Origin of the sequence: Aeromonas sp. Y318-1, assembly GCF_027706125.1 — a bacterium.
Lineage (GTDB): Bacteria > Pseudomonadota > Gammaproteobacteria > Enterobacterales > Aeromonadaceae > Aeromonas > Aeromonas hydrophila.
Genome location: NZ_JAPDCM010000005.1, coordinates 22,496 through 44,187, shown reverse-complemented (window position 1 = coordinate 44,187; position 21,692 = coordinate 22,496). Strand labels below are relative to the sequence as shown.

Below are 21,692 nucleotides of genomic sequence, written 5' to 3'. Positions count from 1 at the left end.
CCGTGAATCACTATCAGGCGGACCCCTACAACGCGCTGGAAGCCATCAGCGAGGCCCAGAAAATCGCCTTCGGGCCCATGTTGTTCCAGGCCAGTTGGTGCCTGCGTGAAACCGGGGTACTGGCCTATCTCGAGACCCGCGGCTCGCAGGGAGCCGCGCTGGCCGACATCGCCCAGGCGTGTCAGCTCAGCGAATACGGTGCCGGCGTGCTGCTGGACATGGGGCTCGGCGGCGGACTCTGCTATCTGAGCAAGGAGCACTATGTGCTGGGTCGGGTCGGCAAATACCTGCTGCACGACGCCATGAGCCGGGTCAATCTCGACTTCACCCAGCACGTCTGCTATCAGCCCCTCGCCCACCTGCTCGACGCCATCCGTGACGGCACCCCGGCCGGTCTGCAGGAGTTCGGCCCCTGGCAGACCCTCTATCCACACCTGAGCGAGCTGCCCGAACCGGCCCGCCGCAGCTGGTTCGCCTTCGATCACTTCTACTCCGACTGGGCCTTCCAGCAGGCCCAGGACAAGGTGTTCGGCTACGAGCCGCGCCACCTCTACGATCTGGGCGGCAACACCGGCAAGTGGGCCATCGCCTGCGCCAGGCGGGATCCGGCACTGCAGGTCACCATCCTGGACTTGCCCGAGCAGCTGGCGCTGGCCAGCCGCAACATCGAGGAGGCGGGACTGGCGGCGCGGGTGCATGGCCACCCGGTGGATCTACTGCAGGCGGGCCCCCTGCCCGGCGAGGCAGATATCTGGTGGATGAGCCAGTTTCTCGACTGCTTCAGCCACGCGCAGATCGTCGCCATCCTGAACCGGGTCAGACTGGCCATGAAAGCGGACGCCCGGGTCTGTATCCTGGAGCTGTTCTGGGACAGACAATCCTTTGAAGCCGCCAGTTTCAGTCTCAACGCCACCTCCCTCTACTTCACCTGTCTGGCCAACGGCAACAGCCGCTTCTACCACTCCAAACAGCTGTACCAGTGCCTGCGCGAGGCCCACTTTCACGTGGAAGCCGAGCACGAGATCCCGGGGCCGGGCCACACCCTGCTGGTTGCCCGCCCGTTGCACACGAGGCCATAATGCCGCCATCGGCATGGAGATGATGATGAAACGAGAAGGAGCACGGCATGAGGCGTGACTGCATGACCCTGATGGCCCTCGGCCTGACCCTGGGCAGCCTGCTCGGCGGCTGCGCCGACATCAAGGAGGCGGGCAGAACCGTGGGGCACACCACCCGCAACGTGACCCGCGAGATTGGCCACACCACCCGCGACGTGACCCGCGAGATCGGCCACGGCACCCGGGATACCGTCAAGAAGGTCGGGGATGAACTGAGCAAATGAAAACAGGGGCCGCTGCCCCTGTTTTCATGGTGCTCATGACCAGGCTCAGTTGCCCCACATGGCCATCAGCTGAGACTCCATGGCCTCTTCCTGCTCATCCGGCAGCTCGGCGAAGAAGTCCAGTCCGGTCTGCTCCTCCACCGCATCCACCGTCACTATGTAGTCTGCCAGCTTGCTGGCCGACACGTTCTGCTGCGGCAGGATGAAGGCGATCGCCTCCTTGTTGGCCACATCCATCACCACCCGATAATAGGCGTGGGGCACGGTCACGCCGTTGCCAATGGAGGCGTCGGAGTTGGTGAAGATGGGGCCGGTGATCACATAGACATCCTGATAGGCGATGGCCCACTGCCGGGTCTTCTCCTCCAGGATGCGCCAGGCCCCCTGGTTGAGCGCCGGCAGCTGCGGGGTCATGTTGGTCAGCAGGAAGCTCTGCTTCATGGTGGTGGCGGTGGAGCGCATGTCCGCCGCCGGCGCCTGGTGGCCACGGTCATAACCGGAGCCCTTGTAGTCGGCCAGGGTGGCGCGGAACTGCACCGGCACCTCCTTGTCCTCGGCAAAGGCGTCCTTGCGCGGCACCTGGCCCTGGGCGCTGGCGGCCGTCATCCGGTAAGAGACCCAGTCAGAGACCTTGGTGTCGTAGTTGTAACCGGCGGCATAGCCATCCCGGCACAGCAGTTGACTGGATTGGCTGGGCACCCCGAGCTTGACGTGATCCTTGCATTGGAAACCCGCCGCCAGGCTCGGGAAGGTGGTGAGAGTGAATCCGATAGCCAGAACTAATTTATTGATATTATTCATTATTATGCCACTCCTTGTATTAGGCGGAGTGATTTGACACCAGGTCGGATGAGTAAGGCAATCGAACAAATTGTGAGCGTGTCGGAAATGTGAAGAGGGCTGCAAATCGGTAAAATCGCCGTCGCCAGCTGGGGGATTGTCATCCCTTTGTCATTGTGTAGTGCAGTAACTTCGAGAGGCTTATCAGATAGATAGGAACAAAAAAGCGGAGCCGGTGGCTCCGCTGCAATCATCACTCCCGCTCAGCTCTTGACCTGAGGCCTGGGGGTATCGGGTTGGGAGGGCGGCAGGATCGGCAACACGATCTGCGGCTGCTCGCCGGTCAGGCTCTTGAGGTAGGCGGTCATGTCGTCCGCCTCCTGCTCGCTCAGGGTCTGGCCGAGCTGGATGTCCGCCATGATCTGCACCGCCTCCTTCAGATCCCACACAGAGCCGTCGTGGAAGTAGGGGTAGGTCAGCTCGATGTTGCGCAGGGTCGGCACCTTGAACCAGCCGATGAACTGCTTCTCGCCGGTCACCCCACCGCGTCCCTGGGCCGGGTTGTCGGTCTTGAACGGCTTGACCAGCCCCATCTTCTGGTAGGAGTTGCCGCCGATGGCTACCCCGTTGTGGCAGGCGGTGCAGCCCTTCTCCTTGAACAGCTGATAGCCCTTCAGCTGCTGCGCGGTCAGCGCCTTGCCATCCCCCTTCAGCCAGCGATCGAACGGCGCATCGGGGGTGACCAAGGTCTCCTCGAAGGCGGCGATGGCATCGGTCACCTCGTCGATGCCGAAGTCCACCTTGCCGTACACGGCGCTGAATCGGGCCCGGTACTCGGGCAGAGTGTGCAGGGTCTCCACCGCCAGCTTGTGGGTGAAGGCCATCTCCAGCGGGTTCTCGATGGGGCCCGCTGCCTGCGCCTGCAGATCCTTGGCGCGCCCATCCCAGAACTGCACGAAGTTGAGGCTGGAGTTGAGCACGGTGGGCGAGTTGATCGGCCCCTCCTTCCACTTGTGGCCGAGGGAACTGACCTGGTTGTCTACCCCGCCGGTCGCCAGGTTGTGGCAGGAGTTGCAGGAGATGGCGTTGGATTTCGAGAGCCGCGGCTCGAAGAACAGCATCTTGCCCAGCTCGACTTTTTCCGGTGCGCTCACCTTGGCCGCTTCCACCGGCTGGATCGGCTCGTTCGCCCACCCCATCCCTGGCAGGCCCAGCGCCAGCAACAGACAATATTTATTCATTTTTTCTCTCTCCCTTGTGGCTGTGCATAACAGCAGCCTCAGCCTGCCCGGGAAAGCCTGTGCATTATTTGTTCAAGATCAAATGAGACCAACAAAAACCACATTAAAAACAATGAATTAATATATTACAGACGGACTGGTGGCGGGGACTTGCGCGGCAAAAAAAAATTGAATTCTGATGAATGAATTATGAGCAAATTCATCTGCGATAACAGCCAATTAATTAGATTGCTGTCATTGAATAAAGCGATTGTTCAATATGCAGGCGTGGCGCCCATTATTTAGATTCATATTAAATACATCATAAATATCGTCGGCGATCACCCAGCCAATAATAAAAATACCGTCTGACCTTCTGTATCCCGCAATTCAGATGATGCCTTCCGTTATTTCCTCGTCAATGCAGGAAACGGATCGCCGTGCTTTTCAATCAAGATAAGGATGCATGATGAGAAAGTCCCTGTTGGCCGCCGCCCTGTTGCTCTGCCCCGCCGCCTTCGCCGCCCCCCCCCATTGGGAATACAGCGGTGAGGCCGGCCCGGCGCAGTGGGCCAGGCTGACCCCGGAATTTGGCCAGTGCGCGGGCAGCAACCAGTCGCCGGTCAACCTCGACGGTCTGGTCGAGGCCGAGCTGGCCCCGCTGCAGTTTCACTACCTGGCGGGGGGCCGCAGCGTCACCAACAACGGCCACACGGTGCAGGTCGACTATGCCCCGGGCAGCAGCCTTGAGCTCGACGGCATGCGCTTTGAGCTCAAGCAGTTCCACTTCCACGCCCCCAGCGAAAACCTCATCAAGGGCCACTCCTATCCGCTGGAAGGGCACCTGGTGCATGCCAACGCCAAGGGTGAGCTGGCGGTGGTGGCGGTAATGTTCGAGCCGGGCCATGCCAATGCAGCCCTGAGCCAGGCCTGGCAGGTGCTGCCAGCCAAGGCGGGCGAGATCCACGCTCTCAATGAGCCGATCTCGGCCGAACAACTTCTGCCCATCAAACACGACTACTACCGCTTCAGCGGCTCGCTGACTACGCCGCCCTGCTCGGAAGGGGTGCGCTGGCTGGTGATGAAGCAGCCGGTGCAGGTGAGCCAGGCCCAGATCGACGCCTTCAAGGCGGTGATGCACCACCCCAACAACCGCCCCGTGCAGCCGCTGCACGGTCGGCTGGTGCTGCAATAACGCCTCCGGCGACTCATAGAGCTGACATGAAAAAAAGAGGGCCCGCGGGCCCTCTTTTCCATTCTCCACGAGCCATTACAGGCTGGCGGCGATGCGCGCACCCAGCGCGGCGTTGTTCAGCACCAGCTGGGTAATGTTAGCTGCCAGGGAGTTGCCGCCGGTCAGTTCACGCACCAGAGCCAGCAGTTACAGGCAGGCTGCGATGCGAGCTCCCAGCGCGGCGTTGTTCAGCACCAGCTGGATATTGGCTGCCAGGGAGTTGCCACCGGTCAGCTCGCACACCCGGGCCAGCAGGAAGGGGGTGGACTCCTTGCCCTTCACCCCCTGCTCGTCCGCCTCTCGCAGTGCCTGGGCAATGGCGGCGTCGATGTCGGCCTTGGGCATGGCAAACTGGGTCGGGATCGGGTTGGCCACCACGGCGCCCCCGGCCAGCCCCAGCTCCCACTTCAGACGCAGTGCCACGGCGATGGCTGCCGGGCTCTCGAGGCGGTAATCCACCTTGAAGCCGCTCTCGCGGGTGTAGAAGGCGGGCAGCTCCTCGGTCTGGTAGCCGATCACCGGCACGCCCTGAGTCTCCAGGTATTCCAGGGTCAGACCGATGTCGAGGATCGACTTGGCTCCGGCGCAGACCACGGCCACCGGGGTCTGGGCAAATTCCTGCAGGTCGGCCGAGATGTCGAAGGTCTCCTGGGCACCGCGGTGCACGCCGCCGATGCCGCCGGTGGCGAACACCCGGATCCCGGCCATGGCGGCGATGATCATGGTGGAAGCCACCGTGGTCGCCCCCAACCCCTTGTTGGCCAGCACGAAGGGAATGTCGCGGCGGCTGCACTTGGTGGCGGCATGACCGGCCCGGCCCAGCGCCTCCAGCGCCCCCTCATCCAGACCCACCTTGAGGCGGCCATCGATGATGGCGATGGTGGCCGGCACGGCGCCGTTGTCGCGCACCACCTGCTCGACCTGGCGCGCTGTCTCCACGTTCTGCGGATAGGGCATGCCGTGGGAGATGATGGTGGACTCCAGGGCCACCACCGGCTTGCCGGCAGCAAGGGCTTCAGCGACGACCGGTTGGATATCGAGGTAAGCGTTCAACATGGGTACTCCTCCAGCATGCGTTCAACGGCGGCCTTGGATAGGCCGGAAAAGACGGTATCGGAACAATTGACGGTGAGGGCGGCGCAACCGAGGGCGAACCGGGTTGTCTCCATGATGCCCTGCTCCTGCAACCAGGCGTGGGCCAGCCCTGCCATGAAGGCATCGCCGCCGCCGGTCACGTTGACGACCGGGCTGCCGAGCACGGGCAGATGGCCCTGGCACTCCCCGTCGCTATAGAAAATCCCCTGATCGCCGAGGCTCAGGAACAGCCGCTGCACCCCGGCGCGGTGGAACCAGGCCGCTGCCATGGGCCAGGTGTCGGGCCCGGCGATGGTGAAACCGCACAGCTGCTCCGCCTCGCTGCGGTTGGGTTTGAGGGTGTGGATGCGGTGCAGCCAGGGGCGGATCTTCTCCACCTTGGCCACCGAGACGGTGTCAACGAAGATGATGTGCTCCCCCTGGCGCTCGAACAGCCAGTCGAGGGTGTGGGTGGCGAGGTTGGTGTCGAGCACCCAGAGCCGGGCCGCGCCAAGAAAACCGCTCAAGGGGGTGAGCCGGGCCGGGTTGAGCTGCTCGATGATCGCCATGTCGTTGACAGCGCAGCTCATCTCGCCGCTGCCATCGTGCAGGCTGAGGTAACAGGAGGTCGCCTGGCCATCCAGCATCAGCACCTGGCGCACGTCGACGCCAGCGCGCTGAGTCACGTCCAGCAGATGATGGCCGTACTGATCGTTGCCCACCGCGCTCAGCAGCCGGGTGTCGGTGCCAAGGCGCGCCAGGTTCTCGGCGATGTTGCGCCCCACCCCGCCGGCCGAGGTACGCACCTTGCCGGGGTTGGAGTCGCCGATGCGCAGGTTGTCGTGGCTGCAGCCGCAGATATCCATGTTGGCACCGCCGATCACCACGGCGTAGGGCCCTTCGCGCAGCACATAACCGCGCCCCTGCACATAGCCCTGGCGCATCAGGCTGGAGATATGGCTCGCCAGCGCCGAGCGGCTGATGCCGAGCCTGTCTGCCAACTCCTGCTGGGCAATCATGGGGTCCTGGCGCAGCAGGGCGAGGATCTCTTGCTCACGTTCCGTCATAGACAAACATCCAGTTACAAACGTTTGTCTATTATTTCCGAAAAACGTTTGCTCGCCATCGTCTCGTGCAAGAATTGTCGGCTTGCGCACAAAAATCAGACGATAGGAAGCAAGCGAATCTCGGCCTCTACCTGTCACTTTTTCTGCGTTTGCCGACGGGCACGGCTTATAATGCCGCCGCCACAGAGGAGAGCGAGATGAGAGAGTCAGATCACGAATGCCTGCCACCACAGGGGGATGAGTCAACGCCACACGGCGAGGCAGGCTATTGCTGCATCGGGCTGGTCAACCCCAAGTCACCGGAGAACGTGGGGGCCGTGATGCGGGCCGCCGGCTGCTACGGGGCGGACGAGGTCTACTACACCGGCAACCGCTTCGAGCTGGCGCGCCGCTTCGCCACCGATACCAAGCAGATGGTGGAGAAGATCCCCCTGCTCGGGGTCGACGATCTGATGGAGATGGTGCCGGCCGGCTGCACGCCGGTGCTGGTGGATCTGATCGAGGGGGCCACTTCCCTGCCGGAGTATGTGCACCCGGAACGCGCCTTCTACATCTTCGGCCCGGAGGACGGTACTCTGGATCCCGCCCGCTTCAAGGCGGTGCAGGAGGTTATCTACGTCCCGACGCAAGGCTGCATGAATCTCGCCGCTTCGGTCAACGTGATCCTCTACGACCGGCTGGCCAAGCAACTGCGTGCCAAGTAAGCAGCAGGTGCTCTACGTAACCACACCCAAGGGCTGCATGAACCTGGCGGCCTCGGTCAACGTGATCCTCTATGACCGGCTGGCCAAGCAGCTGCGCGGCAACTCGGCAAGCTGATCGAAGAGAGCCTGTGCACAGGTAGCCAGCCCCCCGACGCAGGGCGCTTTAGTTGCCAGGGGTTAGCCTCTGCACCTGCTGCTCGATGAAATCGCGGTAATAGTCGTAGAGCTGGTAGCGCCGGTAGATCTCGGCCAGGGTGCCTTGTCGCACCAGGTTGGCCATACCTTGATCCCAGAGCTGTTGCAGGCTGCGTCCCTTCTCGGTATCGGCAAAGATGGGATAGGTCGGGACCCAGCGCAGGAAGATGCGCTGCATGTTGGCGGGGATGGCGTCCGCCGAGTAAAGCACCCCGGCGGTCAGGTAGTAGCGATAGCGCTCCTTGGCCAGCAGCTGCAGCGCCATGTCGTGGCTGTCGATCTCGTGCCAACGCATGGAGACCGGTATGTACTTGTCAAAGGCCCAGCCCCGCAGCCATACCACCCCCTGCCCGCTCAGACTGTGCTCCCCTTGCCACTGAGGCCGCCACTTATTGAGCATCAGCACCGTCAGATCATCGGCCGAGGCGGGATGACGGGGTTGCAGCACACCGCTCACCTCGTCCCGATAGACCCCCATCGCCATGTCGCCCCCTTTCTGGGCGATCACCGCCAGGGCCCGCTTGTAGGGCACGATGCGCGGGATGACCTGGTAACCGTTGGGCTGATAGATGGCCCGCACTATGTCCAGATAGACGCCCCTGCCATCCGGCTGGCAGAAGCCCGGCCAGTCATCGCAATAGACATCGAGGGGATCGGCCCGACCCGGCCAGCAAATCAGCAACGTCAATGAAAGCAACAAACGAATCATGTCTTACCGTTTCTCCGCAGGCGATGCCATTTGCAGCCGCGCCCAAGCCATTTCCCATGATATGAAGATCTGACGGCAACGCACCTCTTTTTCCCGGTTTTGCGAGCGAGTCGAGGGTTATTGCCCGCTGAATCGGTATTATTGACAATAAGATTCATTAGTAACCCAACATAGGGGAGCCTTCATATGCCATCCATTAAAACCCTGCTCTGTCCGGTCGATTTTTCCCAGATGTCACAAGCCGTGCTCGACTATGCCGTCTTCATGGCCCAGAGCCACCAGGCCGAACTCAAACTGGTCCACGTGGTGGATCAACTGCACGGCTTCGACAGCTACAAGATTCTGCACATGACCGCCATCGAGATCACCCACGAGATGGAGCGTCAGGCCAAGAGCCAGATGAAGGAGCTGGTCGCCAGCCTGCCCATTCCGGCCACCTTCGAGGTGCGCTTCGGTCGCGCCGCCGACGAGATCGTCGTGCAGGCCAAGGAAGAGAAAGCCGACCTGGTGGTGATGGGCAGCCACGGCCGCTCCGGCATCAGCCATCTGCTGGTAGGCAGCGTGGCCGAGTCCGTGGTGCGCCATGCCCCCTGCCCCGTGCTGGTGGTGCGCAAGTAGCCGCAACGCCAGACTCACAGCAAAAGGCCAGCATCTGCTGGCCTTTTTTATTTAGGCTCGCGGCAGACCTCAGCCGTGGGCATAGATGACGCTGCCCCCCTTGATAATGTCGATGATGGCCCTGGACTGCTCCTTGGGCAGTGCGGGGCAGCCCCAGCTGCGGCCCAGTTTGTCATATTTGCGCAGATGGCGCGGGCTGGCATAGTCGGCGCCGTGCACCACGATGGCACGCTTGCGGGCATTGCTGTTCTGGCCAGGGCTGAGGCCGTCGAGGCGCAGCGAATAGCCGTGCTTGCCCTGATAGGTCTCGGCGGTGCGATAGACCCCGAGCGAGCTCTTCATGGAGTTGAACTGGTTGGAAAACTGGTTGGCAGCCAACTCGCCCGAGTTGCGACCATGGCTGACCCAGGTGTGGTAGAGCAGCTTGTGGCGCTTCACGTCGATGACGAACAGCCGGCGCATGGTCGAGGGTTTGCTGTAGTCGATAATGGTGAGAATGGATTTGCGCTTGTGGCGCACGCTCTGGTAACTGGTGATGGCCTTGCGAAATACCTGTTTGTCGAGCTTGCCGGCCAGCCCCAACTGGCGGTAGAGATCCTGATCCCAGCTGGCGTGGCTGTTGCTGCTAAAGCAGAGCGCCCCCAGCAGCAGCGGCAACCCCAGCCAGAGCGCCCCCCAGCGCTTCATCCAATCTGTTTGCTTCATCCTTGAATCTGCTCCCTTTTTTGTGGCTAGCGCAGCGCTCAAAATATCGCCACGCCTCGCTGGATAGTTATATGCAAGCCCCTGATAGCAGGCAAGAAAAAAGCAAAAAAATGCCGACCTGAGTCGGCATCTTCACACAGGACCACAAAGGCGTCAGGCGCGACTCAGGTAGTCCGCCAATCCCACCCACTTGTAGCTGGTGAGCTCGGTCAGCCCCATGGGGCCGCGGGCGTGCAGCATCTGGGTCGAGACCGCCACCTCGGCACCCAGCCCGAACTGGCCGCCGTCGGTGAAGCGGGTGGAGGCATTGACGTAGACCGCCGCCGAACCGGCCCCGTTGACGAAACGCTCGGCATTGGCCAGATCGTTGGTGAGGATGGCATCGGAGTGACCGGCGTTATGCTCGCGCATATGGGCCAGCGCCTCGTTCACATCCGCCACCAGCTTGACCCCCAGGGTCAGCGAGAGCCACTCGGTATCGAAGTCTTCCGGGCCGGCGGCACGCAGGCTGTCGGCACCCGCCAGCAGCGGCATGGCCTCGGGGGTAGCGACCAGGGCCACCTTGCGCTCATTCATCAGGCCGACCAGTTGCGGCAGCAGGGTCGCGGCGACCTTCTCGTGCACCAGCAGGCTGTCGAGGGCATTGCAGGCGGAGGGGCGCTGCACCTTGGCGTTGTCGATGACCGCCAGGGAGCGCGCCAGATCGGCGCTCTCGTCCACGAAGATGTGGCTGATGCCGAAACCGCCGATGATCACCGGAATGGAGCTGTTCTCCTTGCACATCTTGTGCAGCCCGGCGCCGCCGCGGGGGATGATCATGTCCACATAGCGGTCGAGGCGCAGCAGCTCGCCCACCAGCGCCCTGTCCGGGTTGTCGATGTATTGCACCGCATCGCTCGGCAGGCCTGAGGCCGCCAGCGCACTCTGGATCACCCGCACCAGCTCCAGGTTGGAGTGGAAGGTTTCGCGGCCGCCGCGCAGTATGCTGGCGTTGCCTGTCTTGAGGCAGAGGCTGGCGATATCGATGGTGACGTTGGGACGCGCCTCGTAGATGACACCGATAACGCCGATGGGCACCCGGCGGCGGGAGAGGCGCAGGCCGTTCTCCAGCACCCGGCTGTCGATTTCGGCCCCGACCGGATCGTCCAGAGAGATCACCTTGCGCACGTCCGCCACGATACCGGCCAGCCGGGCCGGGTTGAGCAGCAGCCGATCCAGCATGGCTTCTGACAAGCCCGCCGCACGGCCGGCGGCGATGTCTTTCTCGTTGGCGGCCAGGATCTGGTGGCTGCGTGCCTCCAGCTCGTCGGCGATGGCGGCCAGCGCCCGGTTCTTCTGCGCCGTGCTGACGGTGGCCAGCTGATAGGCGGCTTCACGGGCCGCCTGCCCCATTTTCTCCAGACTCATCTCTCTTCCCTTTGGTTCTTGCGGGGCCGCCCGATGGCGGCGTCCCCCCTTATCTTGATGTGCCGCTGCCCTTGCGTGGCAGCGGCTGGCGACTCACAGCAGCACCATGTCGTCGCGGTGAATGGCTACGGCACCGTAGCCGTAACCCAGCACCTGTTCGATGTTGTCCGAATGGACGCCGCGCAGCTTGTCCAGCTCCAGATGATTGTAACGGCAGATACCGCGCGCCAGCTCGGCCCCCTTGGGGTCGAGAATGCGCACCACATCGCCACGCACGAAATCGCCCTTCACCGCCACTATACCCTTGGGCAGCAGGCTGGAGCCCTTCTCCTGCATGGCGGCCACGGCGCCCTGATCCACCTGCACTTCGCCGTGGGGAGGAGGCCCTGCCAGGATCCAGCTCTTGCGCCCTTCCAGCGGCGACGCCAGCGCCGGGAACAGGGTGCCGATGCGCTCGCCCTTGGCGAGACGGCCGACCACTTCCGGCATCTGGCCGGTGGCGATCACCACATTGACGCCGGCGCGACGCGCCACGTCAGCGGCCTGCAACTTGGTGGCCATGCCGCCGGTACCGAGCCCGCTGACGCTGTCACCCGCCAGCTTGCGCAGGGTGTCGTCGATGGTCTGCACCTCTTCGATGAGCTGGGCATCCGGGTTGGTACGAGGATCGGCGGTAAACAGCCCCTTCTGGTCGGTGAGCAGGATCAGCAGATCCGCATCGGCCAGGATGGCGGCGCGGGCGGAGAGGTTGTCGTTGTCCCCCACCTTGATCTCGGCAGTCGCCACCGCGTCGTTCTCGTTGATGACCGGGATGATGCGGTGATCGAGCAGGGTGCGCAGGGTGTCGCGGGCATTGAGGTAACGCTCCCTGTCCTCCAGATCGGCGCGGGTCAGCAACATTTGACCGATGTGCAACCCATAGAGGTTGAACAGATCCTGCCATACCCGGATCAGCTGGGTCTGGCCGACGGCCGCCAGCATCTGCTTGTTGGGCAGGGTTGGCGCCAATGGGGGGTGGCCCAGATGCTCACGGCCGGCGGCGATGGCCCCCGAGGTGACCACCACGACCCTGTGGCCGTGACGGTGCAAGGCTGCACACTGTCTGACCAGCTCGACCATGTGGGCACGATTGAGCTGGGAAGATCCCCCGGTGAGCACGCTGGTGCCCAGTTTGACGACTATGGTTCTGTTTTCCATGGGAGCAAAAAGGCTGAAATATAAGGAATCCCTTTATACCCACGGCCCTGTTGCCCTGCAAGGCAATTAACACCAGGGCAGAGGCGGGTGCAGGCAAAGCGGAGCAAGCAGCAAAGAAACGCCCCGCCAGCCGATGGGTGGCTGGCGGGGCGGCGGGTCATCAGGCGGCGGTGACGGTCAGCTCGTTGGTGACCTGCTCGGCGGGAGCGAGCTGGCAACCAAGCTGATGCAGCTTGTCACTGATGAGCTTGTAGAAATGATTGAGGGTACGTTCGACCTCTGCCTGATGCTTCTTGGGCAGCGGCTTGTTGAGCCACTCCCCTTCGGCGTTGTAGAAGCCGACCTGATAGTGATAGCTGAAGCTGTGATCCTGCTGCTCCAGCACCAGCCACCAGCCCCAGAACTCCCGCTTGTCCGGCGCCGGCTTGGCGCTGACACAAACGGAAAGGCAGTCGAAACGGTAACGCCCCTCTTCACACAGGTCCTCACGTAAATAGGGGCCAATCGCGGCAAACTGCCTCAGCAGTCGCTTGTAGGTCACTCTTTCTGACATGTTAACCTCCCTGTTGAACAAGCCACATCACCCTGGGATGACGTTATATTTTAGCGCTATATCATGTACATAGGTGCTTCTTGAGCCAGTCGACCATCTCTTTCAACGCCTCGTCGTATACCTCCAGCAAGGGTTGCTTGTCGAACACCACCGCCTTGCCGTTACGGCTGGCGGACGCCAATGCCCGGACATCCTGCTCGGGACAAATAAAATCTTTCTTGTGTCCAATACTCAATATCGGCACGGAAGTGCGAGTCCCCAGCAATCCTTGCGTCTTGAGTGAAAATACCTGGCACTTGGTACGCAGCGACTCCCACTGGGCCGCATCGGCCCCCAGCCGGTTGGCCAGCCCGTCGCGCATCATGCGCGGGCAGCGGGCAAACATCTCCTGATTGGTAAACACCTGGTTGACGCCGGCGCCGATGCAGACCACGGTCCTGAGCTTGAACGGCTCGATGAAGGCGAGCCGCGCCGCCACATTGCCCGCCAGGCGAAAACCCACCATGGCGATGCGCTGATGATCGACCCAGGCCACTTCGGACAGATGATTCAATACCGCCTGATGCAGCCGGCTGGTGTCCTGCACCAGCGGCCAATGCTCGGCATAGCCGATGCCCGGCATATCGAGCGACAGCATGCCGATGCCGTTGGGCTCCAGGCACTTGAGATAGAAATTGAGGAAGTCGACCTGCAGCGAGTCGATGCCACCGCTGACGATGACCAGGGGCACCGGCTTGTCGGTGGTCGGCAGGTGCAGGTAGCCCTGAATGTGCTTGCCGCGAAACGGCACCTGCAGCTCCTTGAGCGGCACCTTGAACAGGCGTCCCGCCTCGCGGTAGGCCATGTTGCCGAGCAGTTGGGCCTGATCCGCCAGCTCGTCATTCTTCAGATGGGGATAGCTGGCGATGGAGTAGTAGCGCACCGCCTTGAGCAGGCTTTTCAGGGCTGCGGCCCGCTCGCCTTGTGCCACCAGCTCGCGCCCCCGGTTGAAGTAGCGGCCGGCCAGCTGGCTCCACTCATAGACCCAGTTGCCGGGCACATAACCCTTGATGGTATCCAGGAAGCACTCGTGGGTACGCTCGCCCTCTCCCATGGCGATGCAGGCCAGGGTCTGCTCCACCTCGACCGGGTCCGCCCCTTGCCAGGCCCAGGTCGGCCGGCGCAGCAGACGATACCAGCGCGATGACATGGAACCGTCGATGAATGTCTCGTCGACATTGTCATCCTGCTCCGCGACCGGGCTGGAGTTGGAGACTTCCGAGGTCTCCAGCACCTTTTTTACCCGGGTAAAGAGCTTCTCGGTCAGGTTAAGGTCGTCGTTCAAGTCCAAAGCTATTACTCATACTGTCATGCAATGGCTCCATCTTAACCACTTTTCCCGCCCGGCAGCCAGTTGCACCACAAAAAAACAGGGCTCCATATAGGAGCCCTGTGAAGCTGATTCGCTGCTTACTCTTCGTCGCAGATCGGCGTGGCAAACTCCAGCGCCATATCCCACGGCTGTTCGATCCAGGTGTCTTGCGGGATGGCGACTTCGAAGTCATCCAGCAGTTGCTCACCCATCGGCTTGGCGAAGATCGCAATGAACTTGGCCTTGGGGTAGAGCTCGCGGATTGCCTTGGCGGTGGTGCCTGTGTCCACCAGATCTTCCACCACCAGCCAGCCTTCGCCGTCACCCGCGGTGGTGGCGGCCTTCACCACCACCAGATCACGCTGGTTGTTGTGGTCATAGCTGGAGATGCACAGGGTTTCGACGTTGCGGATGCCAAGTTCACGCGCCATCAGTGCAGCCGGTACCAGGCCGCCGCGGCTGACCGCGATGATCCCTTTCCACTGGCTGACGGGCAGTTGACGACGGGCCAGACGGCGCGCTTCACGTTGCAGGTTGTCCCACGATACGTAGAATTTTTTTGGCATGCTATCGATCTCAACGAGTTATAAAAACAATCAGTTACGACTTAAAAATCCGTGCTGATGCACGTGACTTCGTTAATGCTGACGGCCCTTTTTCCCAAATTCGGCTTGCACCGCGGCCGCCTCGGGATGAAGACCCTCGGCAGCGAAAACAGATGCAATGGAAGCAGGATGGGCAGAGCTGGCGGTCATGTCACAGAGGGAGCAGGACCGCAGACAGGCTGTTGGGCGGGCATGATACCATCGTTTGCGGATAAATTGACTGGCAAACGTATGCGAAATGCAGGAAAAAAATCGAAGCAAGTCCGGCTGACTCCCTCTTTTCCCTCTCCCAGGCGGAGTTCGCCGAGCAGCAGATAAAAAAATAGCAGGGGGAGGATGGATTCCTCACTCGCCTGCTGTTTTCGATCTGCCTGTCAGCCCGGCCGGCAACCTGCCTTAACGGCGGCTGGCGTAGGGGTTCGGATAGTTGAAACCCTGGGTATAAAGAGACTGGGCGAACCAATAGGTTGAATTGCTGCCTGACATCATAAACTCCTGATTGCTTAACAAGTTACGTACCTTAATGCGGGTTCAGATCCTTGAACGGACACTCGGTTCCATGGAGGCGCACTTGCTTTGCTTCGGTTCCCTGGAGGCATTCATCGTCATCCTGACGGGTGGCGAACCACGGTCATTAATTTACCAGCCGGCGCCATAAACTCAATATTTTTGTGATGCGAGTCACAAATTTTCTTTTGTGCTGGTTCGTTTCGTCCATACCGGAGCTGTACGCTGCCATTCCCCCGCTTGCCAGCACAAGCCGCCCGCAATTTGCGCTGATCGCTCACATTTTTGTGTGATTGACTGTATTATCGTTATCCTCTTGCTCGCCCCGCTACCGGGGCCCTGTCATCTTCCGTGCTGGTAAGGAGTCCCGACGTGGCACAGCTTAGTTCTCTCTCTCCCAAACTGATTTGGCATTTCTTCGAACAGATCTGCTCCATCCCCCACCCTTCCAAGCACGAAGCCCAGCTGAGCGCCTGGATCGTCCAATGGGCACAAGGGGAAGGTCTGGCGGTCAAGCAAGATTCCGTCGGCAACATCATCATCAAAAAACCGGCCACGCCGGGGATGGAAAACCGCAAGGCGGTGGTGCTGCAGGCGCACATCGACATGGTGCCGCAGGCCAACGCCGACACCCAGCACGACTTCACCAAGGATCCCATCGATGCCTACATCGACGGTGAATGGGTCACTGCCCGCGGTACCACCCTGGGCGCCGACAACGGCATGGGCATGGCCGGCTGCCTGGCCGTGCTGGCCGACAAGACCATCAAGCACGGGCCGCTGGAAGTGCTGCTGACCACCGACGAAGAGACCGGCATGACCGGCGCCTTCGGTCTGGAAGCGGGCTGGCTGGAAGGCGAGATCCTCCTCAACACCGACTCCGAAGAGGATGGCGAGGTCTACATGGGCTGCGCCGGCGGGGTGGATGCCAATATCCGCTTCCCGCTGGAGCTGGTCGCCGCCACCGAGGGTGAAGGTTTCGAGCTGCTGGTCAAGGGCCTGCGCGGCGGCCACTCCGGGGTCGACATTCATCGCGGCCGCGGCAACGCCAACAAGCTGCTGGTGCGTCTGCTCAAGGCCGCCGAGCCGCTGGGCCTGCGTCTGGCCGAGATCCATGGCGGCACCCTGCGCAACGCCATCCCGCGCGAGGCCCGTGCCAAGCTGCTGGTGCCCGCCGCCAGCGTCAACGAATTCAAGGCCCTGGTTGACCGTTATACCGGCATCTACCAGAGCGAGCTCGCCGCCACCGAAGCCAACCTGACCGTGCTGCTCACCACTCAGGAAAAACCGGCCCAGCTGATGAGCGAGTCCCTGCAGGCCCGCCTGCTGGACTCCCTGATGGCCTGCCCGAACGGCGTCATCCGCATGAGCGATGCCATCCCGGGCGTGACCGAAACCTCCACCAACCTGGGGGTCATCAAGACCCAGGATGGCGAAGTGTATGTGCAGTGCCTGATCCGCTCCCTCATCGACTCCGGTCGCGAGAGCGTCGAACAGATGACCCGCTCCCTGTTCAATCTGGCTGGCGCCAGCTGCGAGTTTACCGGCGCCTACCCGGGCTGGGCACCGAACGTGGACTCCCCGGTAATGGCGCTGGTACGGAGCAGCTACCAGACCCTGTTCGGCGAGATGCCGAACGTCATGGTGATCCACGCCGGCCTCGAGTGCGGTCTGTTCAAGAGCGCCTACCCGGAGTGGGACATGGTCTCCTTCGGCCCGACCATCCGCGGCGCCCACGCCCCGGGTGAGAAGGTGCACATTCCGGCGGTCGAGCGGTTCTGGCAACTGCTGGTTCACGTGCTGGAACAGATCCCGGCCAAATAAACCCGCAGGCCAAGGCCGACCGGCCACACCACATACCCCGCCAGGTGCGGGGTATTTTTTTGCCTGCTCCCACCCTTGGCATGTTTCCCCTCGAAACCGCCGGACGGCTCTGCCGCCCCCATCCGTGGCTCATCCAGACCCGTCAGCCAGACCATCAGGTGTCAATCTGAGAGCCTGCTGAAACCGTCTCCATAAGCAACCTTGGATTTGAAAACCCTTTCTATGATTTATGTAAATTTACAACACAAAAAGTTGATCCAGCTCACAGAAGACCATAGGATCAAAGCGTGACCCAGGTCACAGATAACAAATCAACGACAGAGCAATGAGGTGAATATATGTTTGAGAATCTGGCAGTTCTGTTCCACCTGAAGGGTGTAACCAGCAAGAAAGGCGTCGTAGAGAAAGATACCTATGCGCCAGCAACCCGCAACTACTACTTCCGCTATGGCGCCTGATGCCGCCAGCGGGCAATTTCGTGAAAGCGTGATCGAACATTTAAGTAGTAAAATTACAAAAAACAGCAATCCACACAGCAGCCATCCCCTTGCGGGGGAGCTGTCCTGCCCTGGCCAGATGTTCCACGGCCAAACCTGAACTCCAACCATGAAGATGGGGCCCGCAGGCCCCATTTTTTATTCGCTGTTTCCCGTGCCATCTTGCTGCGATGCGGGCACCGGCATCATACCGCCTTTCCCAGGGGGATGGCCTCGGCCAGCGGCAACGGCGTGTGGCAGGCCACCTGATGATCGGCCCCGTCGCACGGCTGCAGGCTCGGCGCCTTGGTGCGGCACAGCTCGCCGGCGTAAGGGCAGCGCTGATGAAAGTGGCAGCCGCTCGGCGGCGAGATGGGAGACGGCACATCCCCCGTCAGCAGGATGCGCTGACTGCGCCGACGCGGGTCCGGCACCGGAATGGCCGAGATGAGCGCCTGGGTATAGGGGTGGCGGGGCGCCAGGTAGAGCGACTGGGCCTCGGCCAGTTCAACGATCCGGCCCAGATACATCACCGCAATCCGATCCGAGATGTGCTTGACCACCGACAGGTCGTGGGCGATGAAGATGATGGCGAGGTTCATCTCCCGCTGCAGGGTGAGCAGCAGGTTGACTATTTGGGACTGCACCGACACATCCAGCGCCGACACCGCCTCGTCACAGACCAACAGCTTGGGCTTGAGGGCGATGGCCCGGGCAATGCCGATGCGCTGGCGCTGGCCGCCCGAAAACTCATGGGGATAGCGATCCACCGCGCTGCCGGGCAGCCCCACCTTCTCCAGCAGCTCCAGCACCCAGACGCGCCGCTGTTCGGCGTTGCCCTTGCCGTGGATGACGAAGGGCTCCTCCAGGATCTGCCCCACCGTGTGGCGGCTGTTGAGGGATTCCGCAGGATCCTGAAACACGATCTGCATCTCCTGGCGCAAAGATCGCATCTCTTTGGGCCGGAGGTGGGTGATGTCGCGCCCCTCGAAGGTGATGCTGCCGGCGGTCGGCTCGAACAGCTTGAGCAGGGTGCGCCCCAGGGTCGACTTGCCGCAGCCGGACTCGCCCACCAGCCCCAGCGTCTCCCCCTGCTTGAGATCGAAGCTGATGCCGTCCACCGCGTAGACATGATATTTCTTGCGCAACAAGCCGCCGCCCAGCTGGAAGTGCTGCTTCACGTCGCGCACCGATAAAAGCGTCTTCATACGGCTAGCTCCCTCCAGTGGTGGCAGGCCACCCCATGCCGCTCGGCGAGCTGCTCGGTGGCCGGAATGGCGCTCACACAGATCTCGGTGGCATGGGGACAACGGTTGGAGAAACGGCATCCGGCCGGCATCTCGTGCAGGGCGGGCACCTGCCCCTTGATGGTCCTGAGCAGGCTCTTGGGCTCATCTTCGAGCCGCGGGATCGAGCTCATCAGACCATGAGTATAGGGATGGCGCGGGTGGTCAAACAGCTCGAACACGTCGGCCTGCTCCACCGCCCGGCCGGCATACATCACCACCACCTCGTCGCACAGCTCCGCCACCACCCCGAGATCATGGGTGATGAAGATGATGGCCATGCCGGTCTGGGCCTGCAGCTCCTTCATCAACTCCAGGATCTGGGCCTGAATGGTCACATCGAGCGCCGTGGTCGGCTCGTCGCAGATGAGCAGCGCCGGCTCGCAGGCGAGCGCCATGGCGATCATCACCCGCTGGCGCATGCCGCCGGAGAGGTTGTGGGGATAGACGGCAAAGCGCTGGGCAGGCTCGGGGATCCCCACCTTCTGCAGCATGGCGATGGCCGCCTCCCTGCGCTGGGCCTTGCTGTAATCGGGACGATGAAGGTGGAACACCTCCATCAGCTGATCGCCGACCGTCTGCACCGGGTTGAGCGCCGTCATCGGCTCCTGAAAGATCATCGAGATGCGGTTGCCGCGCACCTTGTACATCTGATCCGGCGCAAGCGACAGCAGCTCCTCCCCCTGAAAGCGGATGGAGCCCGCCACCACCTGACCATGGGGTTTGGGCAACAGCCCCATGATGGCGAGCGAGGTGACGCTCTTGCCGCAGCCGGACTCGCCGACCACCCCCAGGGTCTGGCCGGGGGCTACCTTGAAGCTGACCCCGTCGAGCACCTTGATCTTGCCGTCGTCGACGGCAAACTCCACCGCCAGATCGCGCACCTCCAGAATGGGGGCCTTGCTCTTGTCATCCCCCCCATGATCCCGGGCGCCGGGGTGGGGAGCCTGTGTGTTGGACATGACTGCTGCTCCCTTCTGCGCCATATCAATGAAGTGCATAAGTCTTGTCGAGCAGGTTGATGGGCGTCAGCGCCTCCCCTGCCTCCTTGGCCTTCAGGGTCTCTTCCTTCACCTTGGGATCGAGCCAGAGCAGGCCGCCGCTGCTGTGAGGGTAGCCATCCATGGGCCAGTAGAGCAGATCCGGCGTGTTCTTGGTGGCGGGCACCTCGGGCAGCATCACGTAACGCCAGCTGCTGGCCCGCACGTAGTTGAGCTGCACCCCGGGCACGAAGATGGCGAGATCATAGATACGCTGCTGGATCTGGCGAGAGATCTCGGCCCGCTTGGCCATGTCGAACTCGACGTTGTAGGCGTCGATCAGCCCATCGAGCTCTTTGTCGGCCACGTTGAACAAATTGTTGGTCTGCGGCTTGTTGGCGTTGACCGAGTGGAACGACTCCCAATACTGCGGATAGAGACCGCCGCCGGCCCAGCCCATCCAGGCCGCCTCGTGTTTCTTCTCCAGCATCGCCTTGAAGCCGGTGGCGCCGTCCACCAGGTTGAGCTCCAGATCCAGCCCAGCCTTCTTGGCCTCTTCTTTGAGCACGGTCAACCGCTTGGAGTGCTCCTGGCTGGTGTAGGTGAGCGCGAGGGTCAGCCGCTCCCCCTTGTCGTTCTGCAGGATGCCGTCCGGCCCCGGTTTGCTGTAACCCGCCTTGGCAAAGTAGTCGCGCGCCTTGCTGATGTCGTAGGCCCGCTCCGGCAGCTGCATGTCGGTGAACTCGCCAAAACCCGAGCCGAAGGTGGTGGCTCTGTCGTAGTCGCCACGCAGCACGGTTTTAATCATCTTGTCGATGTTGAGGGCATGCTGGATGCCGAGCCGCACGTTGAGGTCAGCCAGCTTGGGAGTGGCGATATTGAGATGCAGCCCTTGACCGCCCTGCTTGGTGTCGGTCATGGCCATCACCTTCTGCACGTATCCCTGCTTGTATTCGGGAGTGACCGCTTTTTCATGCCACCAGTTGGGCAGGATCATCTCGAAGGTATCGAGCTCCCCTTTCAGGAAGTGACGAAAGGCGATGTTGTGATCGCGGATCACCTGCACCTTGATGGTGTCGAGGTTGAACCTGTGCTGGTTGTAGCGATCGTCCTTTGCCCACCACTCCTTCTGCTTGCTGAAGGTGATGGACTTGCCCTTCTTCACGTCGGTCATCACGTAGGGGCCGGTGGTGGGCACCACGGCCCAGTTGTACTGCTTCACCCAGTTGGGGGTCAGCTTGTAGTAGTGCTTGGGCTGCGGCCACAGCTCGGTGGTGTTGAGCAGGTCCAGCTTGGCCTTGCGGGTACCCGCCTTGACCAGAATGGTGTGGTCGTCAACCTTCTCCACCGCCACCACTTCGGTGGTGTAGTAGTTGTTGAACCAGGGCCCCTTGATGTCCTTGGAGCGCATCATCTCGTAGCCGAAGGTGTAGTCATCGGCAACCACCGGCTTGCCGTCCGACCACTTGGCGCGCGGATCCAGCTTGAAGTAGACGGTCTGGTTGTCCGGCGCGATGGCCCAGTGGGTCGCGAGCGACGGAATGGGGTTGCCGGTATTGGGGTGGAAGCTGATGAGCCTCAGCTGGTTGTCCATGATGAAGGAGCGGAACGCGCCGTTGGAGTCGGGCCCCACGGTGCGAAACGTCAGTGGAAAACTGTCCACGAACATGGTGATGCTGCCACCCGGCAGCGCCTTGGGCGAGGCGAACACGGGGTCGGTGTCATTGGTCTCCCACTTGAGATCCGCAGGCAGGCTGGCCGCCCACACCCAGGAGCCGTTCACCAGCACAAAGAGAGCACCTATCCATTTGATTTTATTTTTCATGTTTGACTTCCAGGTCATGCCCCTGCACTGGGG

General features: G+C 61.8%; 20 protein-coding genes and 1 pseudogene. 7 read left to right on the top strand and 14 right to left on the bottom strand.

The window, feature by feature from the left end; translation table 11 throughout:
• Window positions 1–2: 2 nt before the first annotated feature.
• Together OKB87_RS09000 and OKB87_RS08995 are read left to right on the top strand one after the other, a co-directional pair.
• Window positions 3–1,079 carry a methyltransferase gene (locus tag OKB87_RS09000; protein WP_270827186.1) on the top strand — a complete coding sequence of 359 codons (1,077 nt, stop codon included), beginning with the start codon at window positions 3–5 and terminating at the stop codon, window positions 1,077–1,079.
• Window positions 1,080–1,126: 47 nt separating this feature from the next.
• On the top strand, window positions 1,127–1,342 hold the full coding sequence (locus OKB87_RS08995; protein WP_017409353.1) for a hypothetical protein: 216 nt from the start codon (window positions 1,127–1,129) through the stop codon (window positions 1,340–1,342).
• Between the two features lie 45 nt (window positions 1,343–1,387).
• On the opposite strand, the gene OKB87_RS08990 is transcribed toward OKB87_RS08995, so the two are convergent.
• Both OKB87_RS08990 and OKB87_RS08985 read right to left on the bottom strand, forming a co-directional pair.
• On the bottom strand, window positions 1,388–2,143 hold the full coding sequence (locus OKB87_RS08990; protein ID WP_011707167.1) for a DNA/RNA non-specific endonuclease: 756 nt from the start codon (window positions 2,141–2,143) through the stop codon (window positions 1,388–1,390).
• 242 nt (window positions 2,144–2,385) lie between these two features.
• On the bottom strand, window positions 2,386–3,363 hold the full coding sequence (locus OKB87_RS08985) for a cytochrome-c peroxidase (RefSeq protein WP_270827185.1): 978 nt from the start codon (window positions 3,361–3,363) through the stop codon (window positions 2,386–2,388).
• Between the two features lie 448 nt (window positions 3,364–3,811).
• On the opposite strand from OKB87_RS08985, the gene OKB87_RS08980 reads away from it, so the two are divergent.
• Window positions 3,812–4,537: a carbonic anhydrase gene (locus tag OKB87_RS08980; RefSeq protein ID WP_168966548.1), complete on the top strand. Its 726-nt coding sequence runs from the start codon at window positions 3,812–3,814 to the stop codon at window positions 4,535–4,537.
• Window positions 4,538–4,723: 186 nt separating this feature from the next.
• Here the strand turns inward: OKB87_RS08980 and OKB87_RS08975 are convergent, their stop codons facing one another.
• The gene (locus OKB87_RS08975; RefSeq protein ID WP_076360486.1) at window positions 4,724–5,632 is read right to left on the bottom strand and encodes a pseudouridine-5'-phosphate glycosidase; all 909 of its coding nucleotides are present in this window, start codon (window positions 5,630–5,632) and stop codon (window positions 4,724–4,726) included.
• On the bottom strand, window positions 5,626–6,717 hold the full coding sequence (locus tag OKB87_RS08970; protein ID WP_270827184.1) for a PfkB family carbohydrate kinase: 1,092 nt from the start codon (window positions 6,715–6,717) through the stop codon (window positions 5,626–5,628). Before OKB87_RS08970 ends, OKB87_RS08975 begins: the two co-directional genes overlap by 7 nt.
• Window positions 6,718–6,914: 197 nt before the next feature.
• On the opposite strand from OKB87_RS08970, the gene OKB87_RS08965 reads away from it, so the two are divergent.
• Both OKB87_RS08965 and OKB87_RS08960 read left to right on the top strand, forming a co-directional pair.
• Window positions 6,915–7,421 carry an RNA methyltransferase gene (locus OKB87_RS08965; RefSeq protein WP_263678211.1) on the top strand — a complete coding sequence of 169 codons (507 nt, stop codon included), beginning with the start codon at window positions 6,915–6,917 and terminating at the stop codon, window positions 7,419–7,421.
• A 7-nt stretch (window positions 7,422–7,428) separates the two neighbouring features.
• Complete coding sequence (locus OKB87_RS08960) at window positions 7,429–7,536, top strand: RNA methyltransferase (protein WP_269383531.1); 108 nt, start codon at window positions 7,429–7,431, stop codon at window positions 7,534–7,536.
• A gap of 48 nt (window positions 7,537–7,584) precedes the next feature.
• Here OKB87_RS08960 and OKB87_RS08955 read toward each other — a convergent pair whose 3' ends face one another.
• On the bottom strand, window positions 7,585–8,325 hold the full coding sequence (locus OKB87_RS08955) for a hypothetical protein (RefSeq protein WP_270827183.1): 741 nt from the start codon (window positions 8,323–8,325) through the stop codon (window positions 7,585–7,587).
• A 186-nt stretch (window positions 8,326–8,511) separates the two neighbouring features.
• Here OKB87_RS08955 and OKB87_RS08950 point away from each other — a divergent pair, with 186 nt between their 5' ends.
• Window positions 8,512–8,943, top strand: coding sequence for a universal stress protein (locus tag OKB87_RS08950; RefSeq protein WP_060389869.1), 432 nt, complete (start codon window positions 8,512–8,514; stop codon window positions 8,941–8,943).
• Between the two features lie 69 nt (window positions 8,944–9,012).
• On the opposite strand, the gene OKB87_RS08945 is transcribed toward OKB87_RS08950, so the two are convergent.
• The 6 genes and pseudogenes from OKB87_RS08945 to gpt all read right to left on the bottom strand — a co-directional run bounded on the left by OKB87_RS08945 (window position 9,013) and on the right by gpt (window position 14,722).
• Window positions 9,013–9,648: a murein L,D-transpeptidase catalytic domain family protein gene (locus tag OKB87_RS08945; RefSeq protein WP_187267882.1), complete on the bottom strand. Its 636-nt coding sequence runs from the start codon at window positions 9,646–9,648 to the stop codon at window positions 9,013–9,015.
• A gap of 153 nt (window positions 9,649–9,801) precedes the next feature.
• A pseudogene (locus OKB87_RS08940) lies at window positions 9,802–11,067 on the bottom strand (glutamate-5-semialdehyde dehydrogenase); the annotation flags it as partial.
• Window positions 11,068–11,148: 81 nt separating this feature from the next.
• Entirely contained in the window at window positions 11,149–12,252 is a 1,104-nt protein-coding gene (gene proB, locus OKB87_RS08935) for a glutamate 5-kinase (RefSeq protein ID WP_011707186.1), read from the bottom strand.
• 160 nt (window positions 12,253–12,412) lie between these two features.
• Window positions 12,413–12,805: a sigma factor-binding protein Crl gene (gene crl, locus OKB87_RS08930; RefSeq protein ID WP_011707187.1), complete on the bottom strand. Its 393-nt coding sequence runs from the start codon at window positions 12,803–12,805 to the stop codon at window positions 12,413–12,415.
• 61 nt (window positions 12,806–12,866) lie between these two features.
• Window positions 12,867–14,135, bottom strand: coding sequence for an esterase FrsA (gene frsA / locus OKB87_RS08925; protein WP_270827181.1), 1,269 nt, complete (start codon window positions 14,133–14,135; stop codon window positions 12,867–12,869).
• 119 nt (window positions 14,136–14,254) lie between these two features.
• Window positions 14,255–14,722 carry a xanthine phosphoribosyltransferase gene (gene gpt, locus OKB87_RS08920; RefSeq protein WP_011707189.1) on the bottom strand — a complete coding sequence of 156 codons (468 nt, stop codon included), beginning with the start codon at window positions 14,720–14,722 and terminating at the stop codon, window positions 14,255–14,257.
• A gap of 918 nt (window positions 14,723–15,640) precedes the next feature.
• Between gpt and OKB87_RS08915 the strand changes: the two genes are divergently transcribed.
• Window positions 15,641–17,092 (top strand): aminoacyl-histidine dipeptidase, encoded by a 1,452-nt coding sequence (locus OKB87_RS08915; RefSeq protein ID WP_270827179.1) that lies wholly within the window; start codon window positions 15,641–15,643, stop codon window positions 17,090–17,092.
• 682 nt (window positions 17,093–17,774) lie between these two features.
• Here OKB87_RS08915 and OKB87_RS08910 read toward each other — a convergent pair.
• Genes OKB87_RS08910 through OKB87_RS08900 form a run of 3 tightly spaced genes read right to left on the bottom strand, consistent with a single transcriptional unit; the run spans window position 17,775 to window position 21,659 of the window.
• Window positions 17,775–18,776 carry an ABC transporter ATP-binding protein gene (locus OKB87_RS08910; protein ID WP_270827178.1) on the bottom strand — a complete coding sequence of 334 codons (1,002 nt, stop codon included), beginning with the start codon at window positions 18,774–18,776 and terminating at the stop codon, window positions 17,775–17,777.
• The gene (locus OKB87_RS08905) at window positions 18,773–19,816 is read right to left on the bottom strand and encodes an ABC transporter ATP-binding protein (RefSeq protein ID WP_270827177.1); all 1,044 of its coding nucleotides are present in this window, start codon (window positions 19,814–19,816) and stop codon (window positions 18,773–18,775) included. Before OKB87_RS08905 ends, OKB87_RS08910 begins: the two co-directional genes overlap by 4 nt.
• Window positions 19,817–19,841: 25 nt before the next feature.
• Window positions 19,842–21,659, bottom strand: coding sequence for an extracellular solute-binding protein (locus tag OKB87_RS08900; protein ID WP_270827176.1), 1,818 nt, complete (start codon window positions 21,657–21,659; stop codon window positions 19,842–19,844).
• Between the last annotated feature and the right edge of the window lie 33 nt (window positions 21,660–21,692).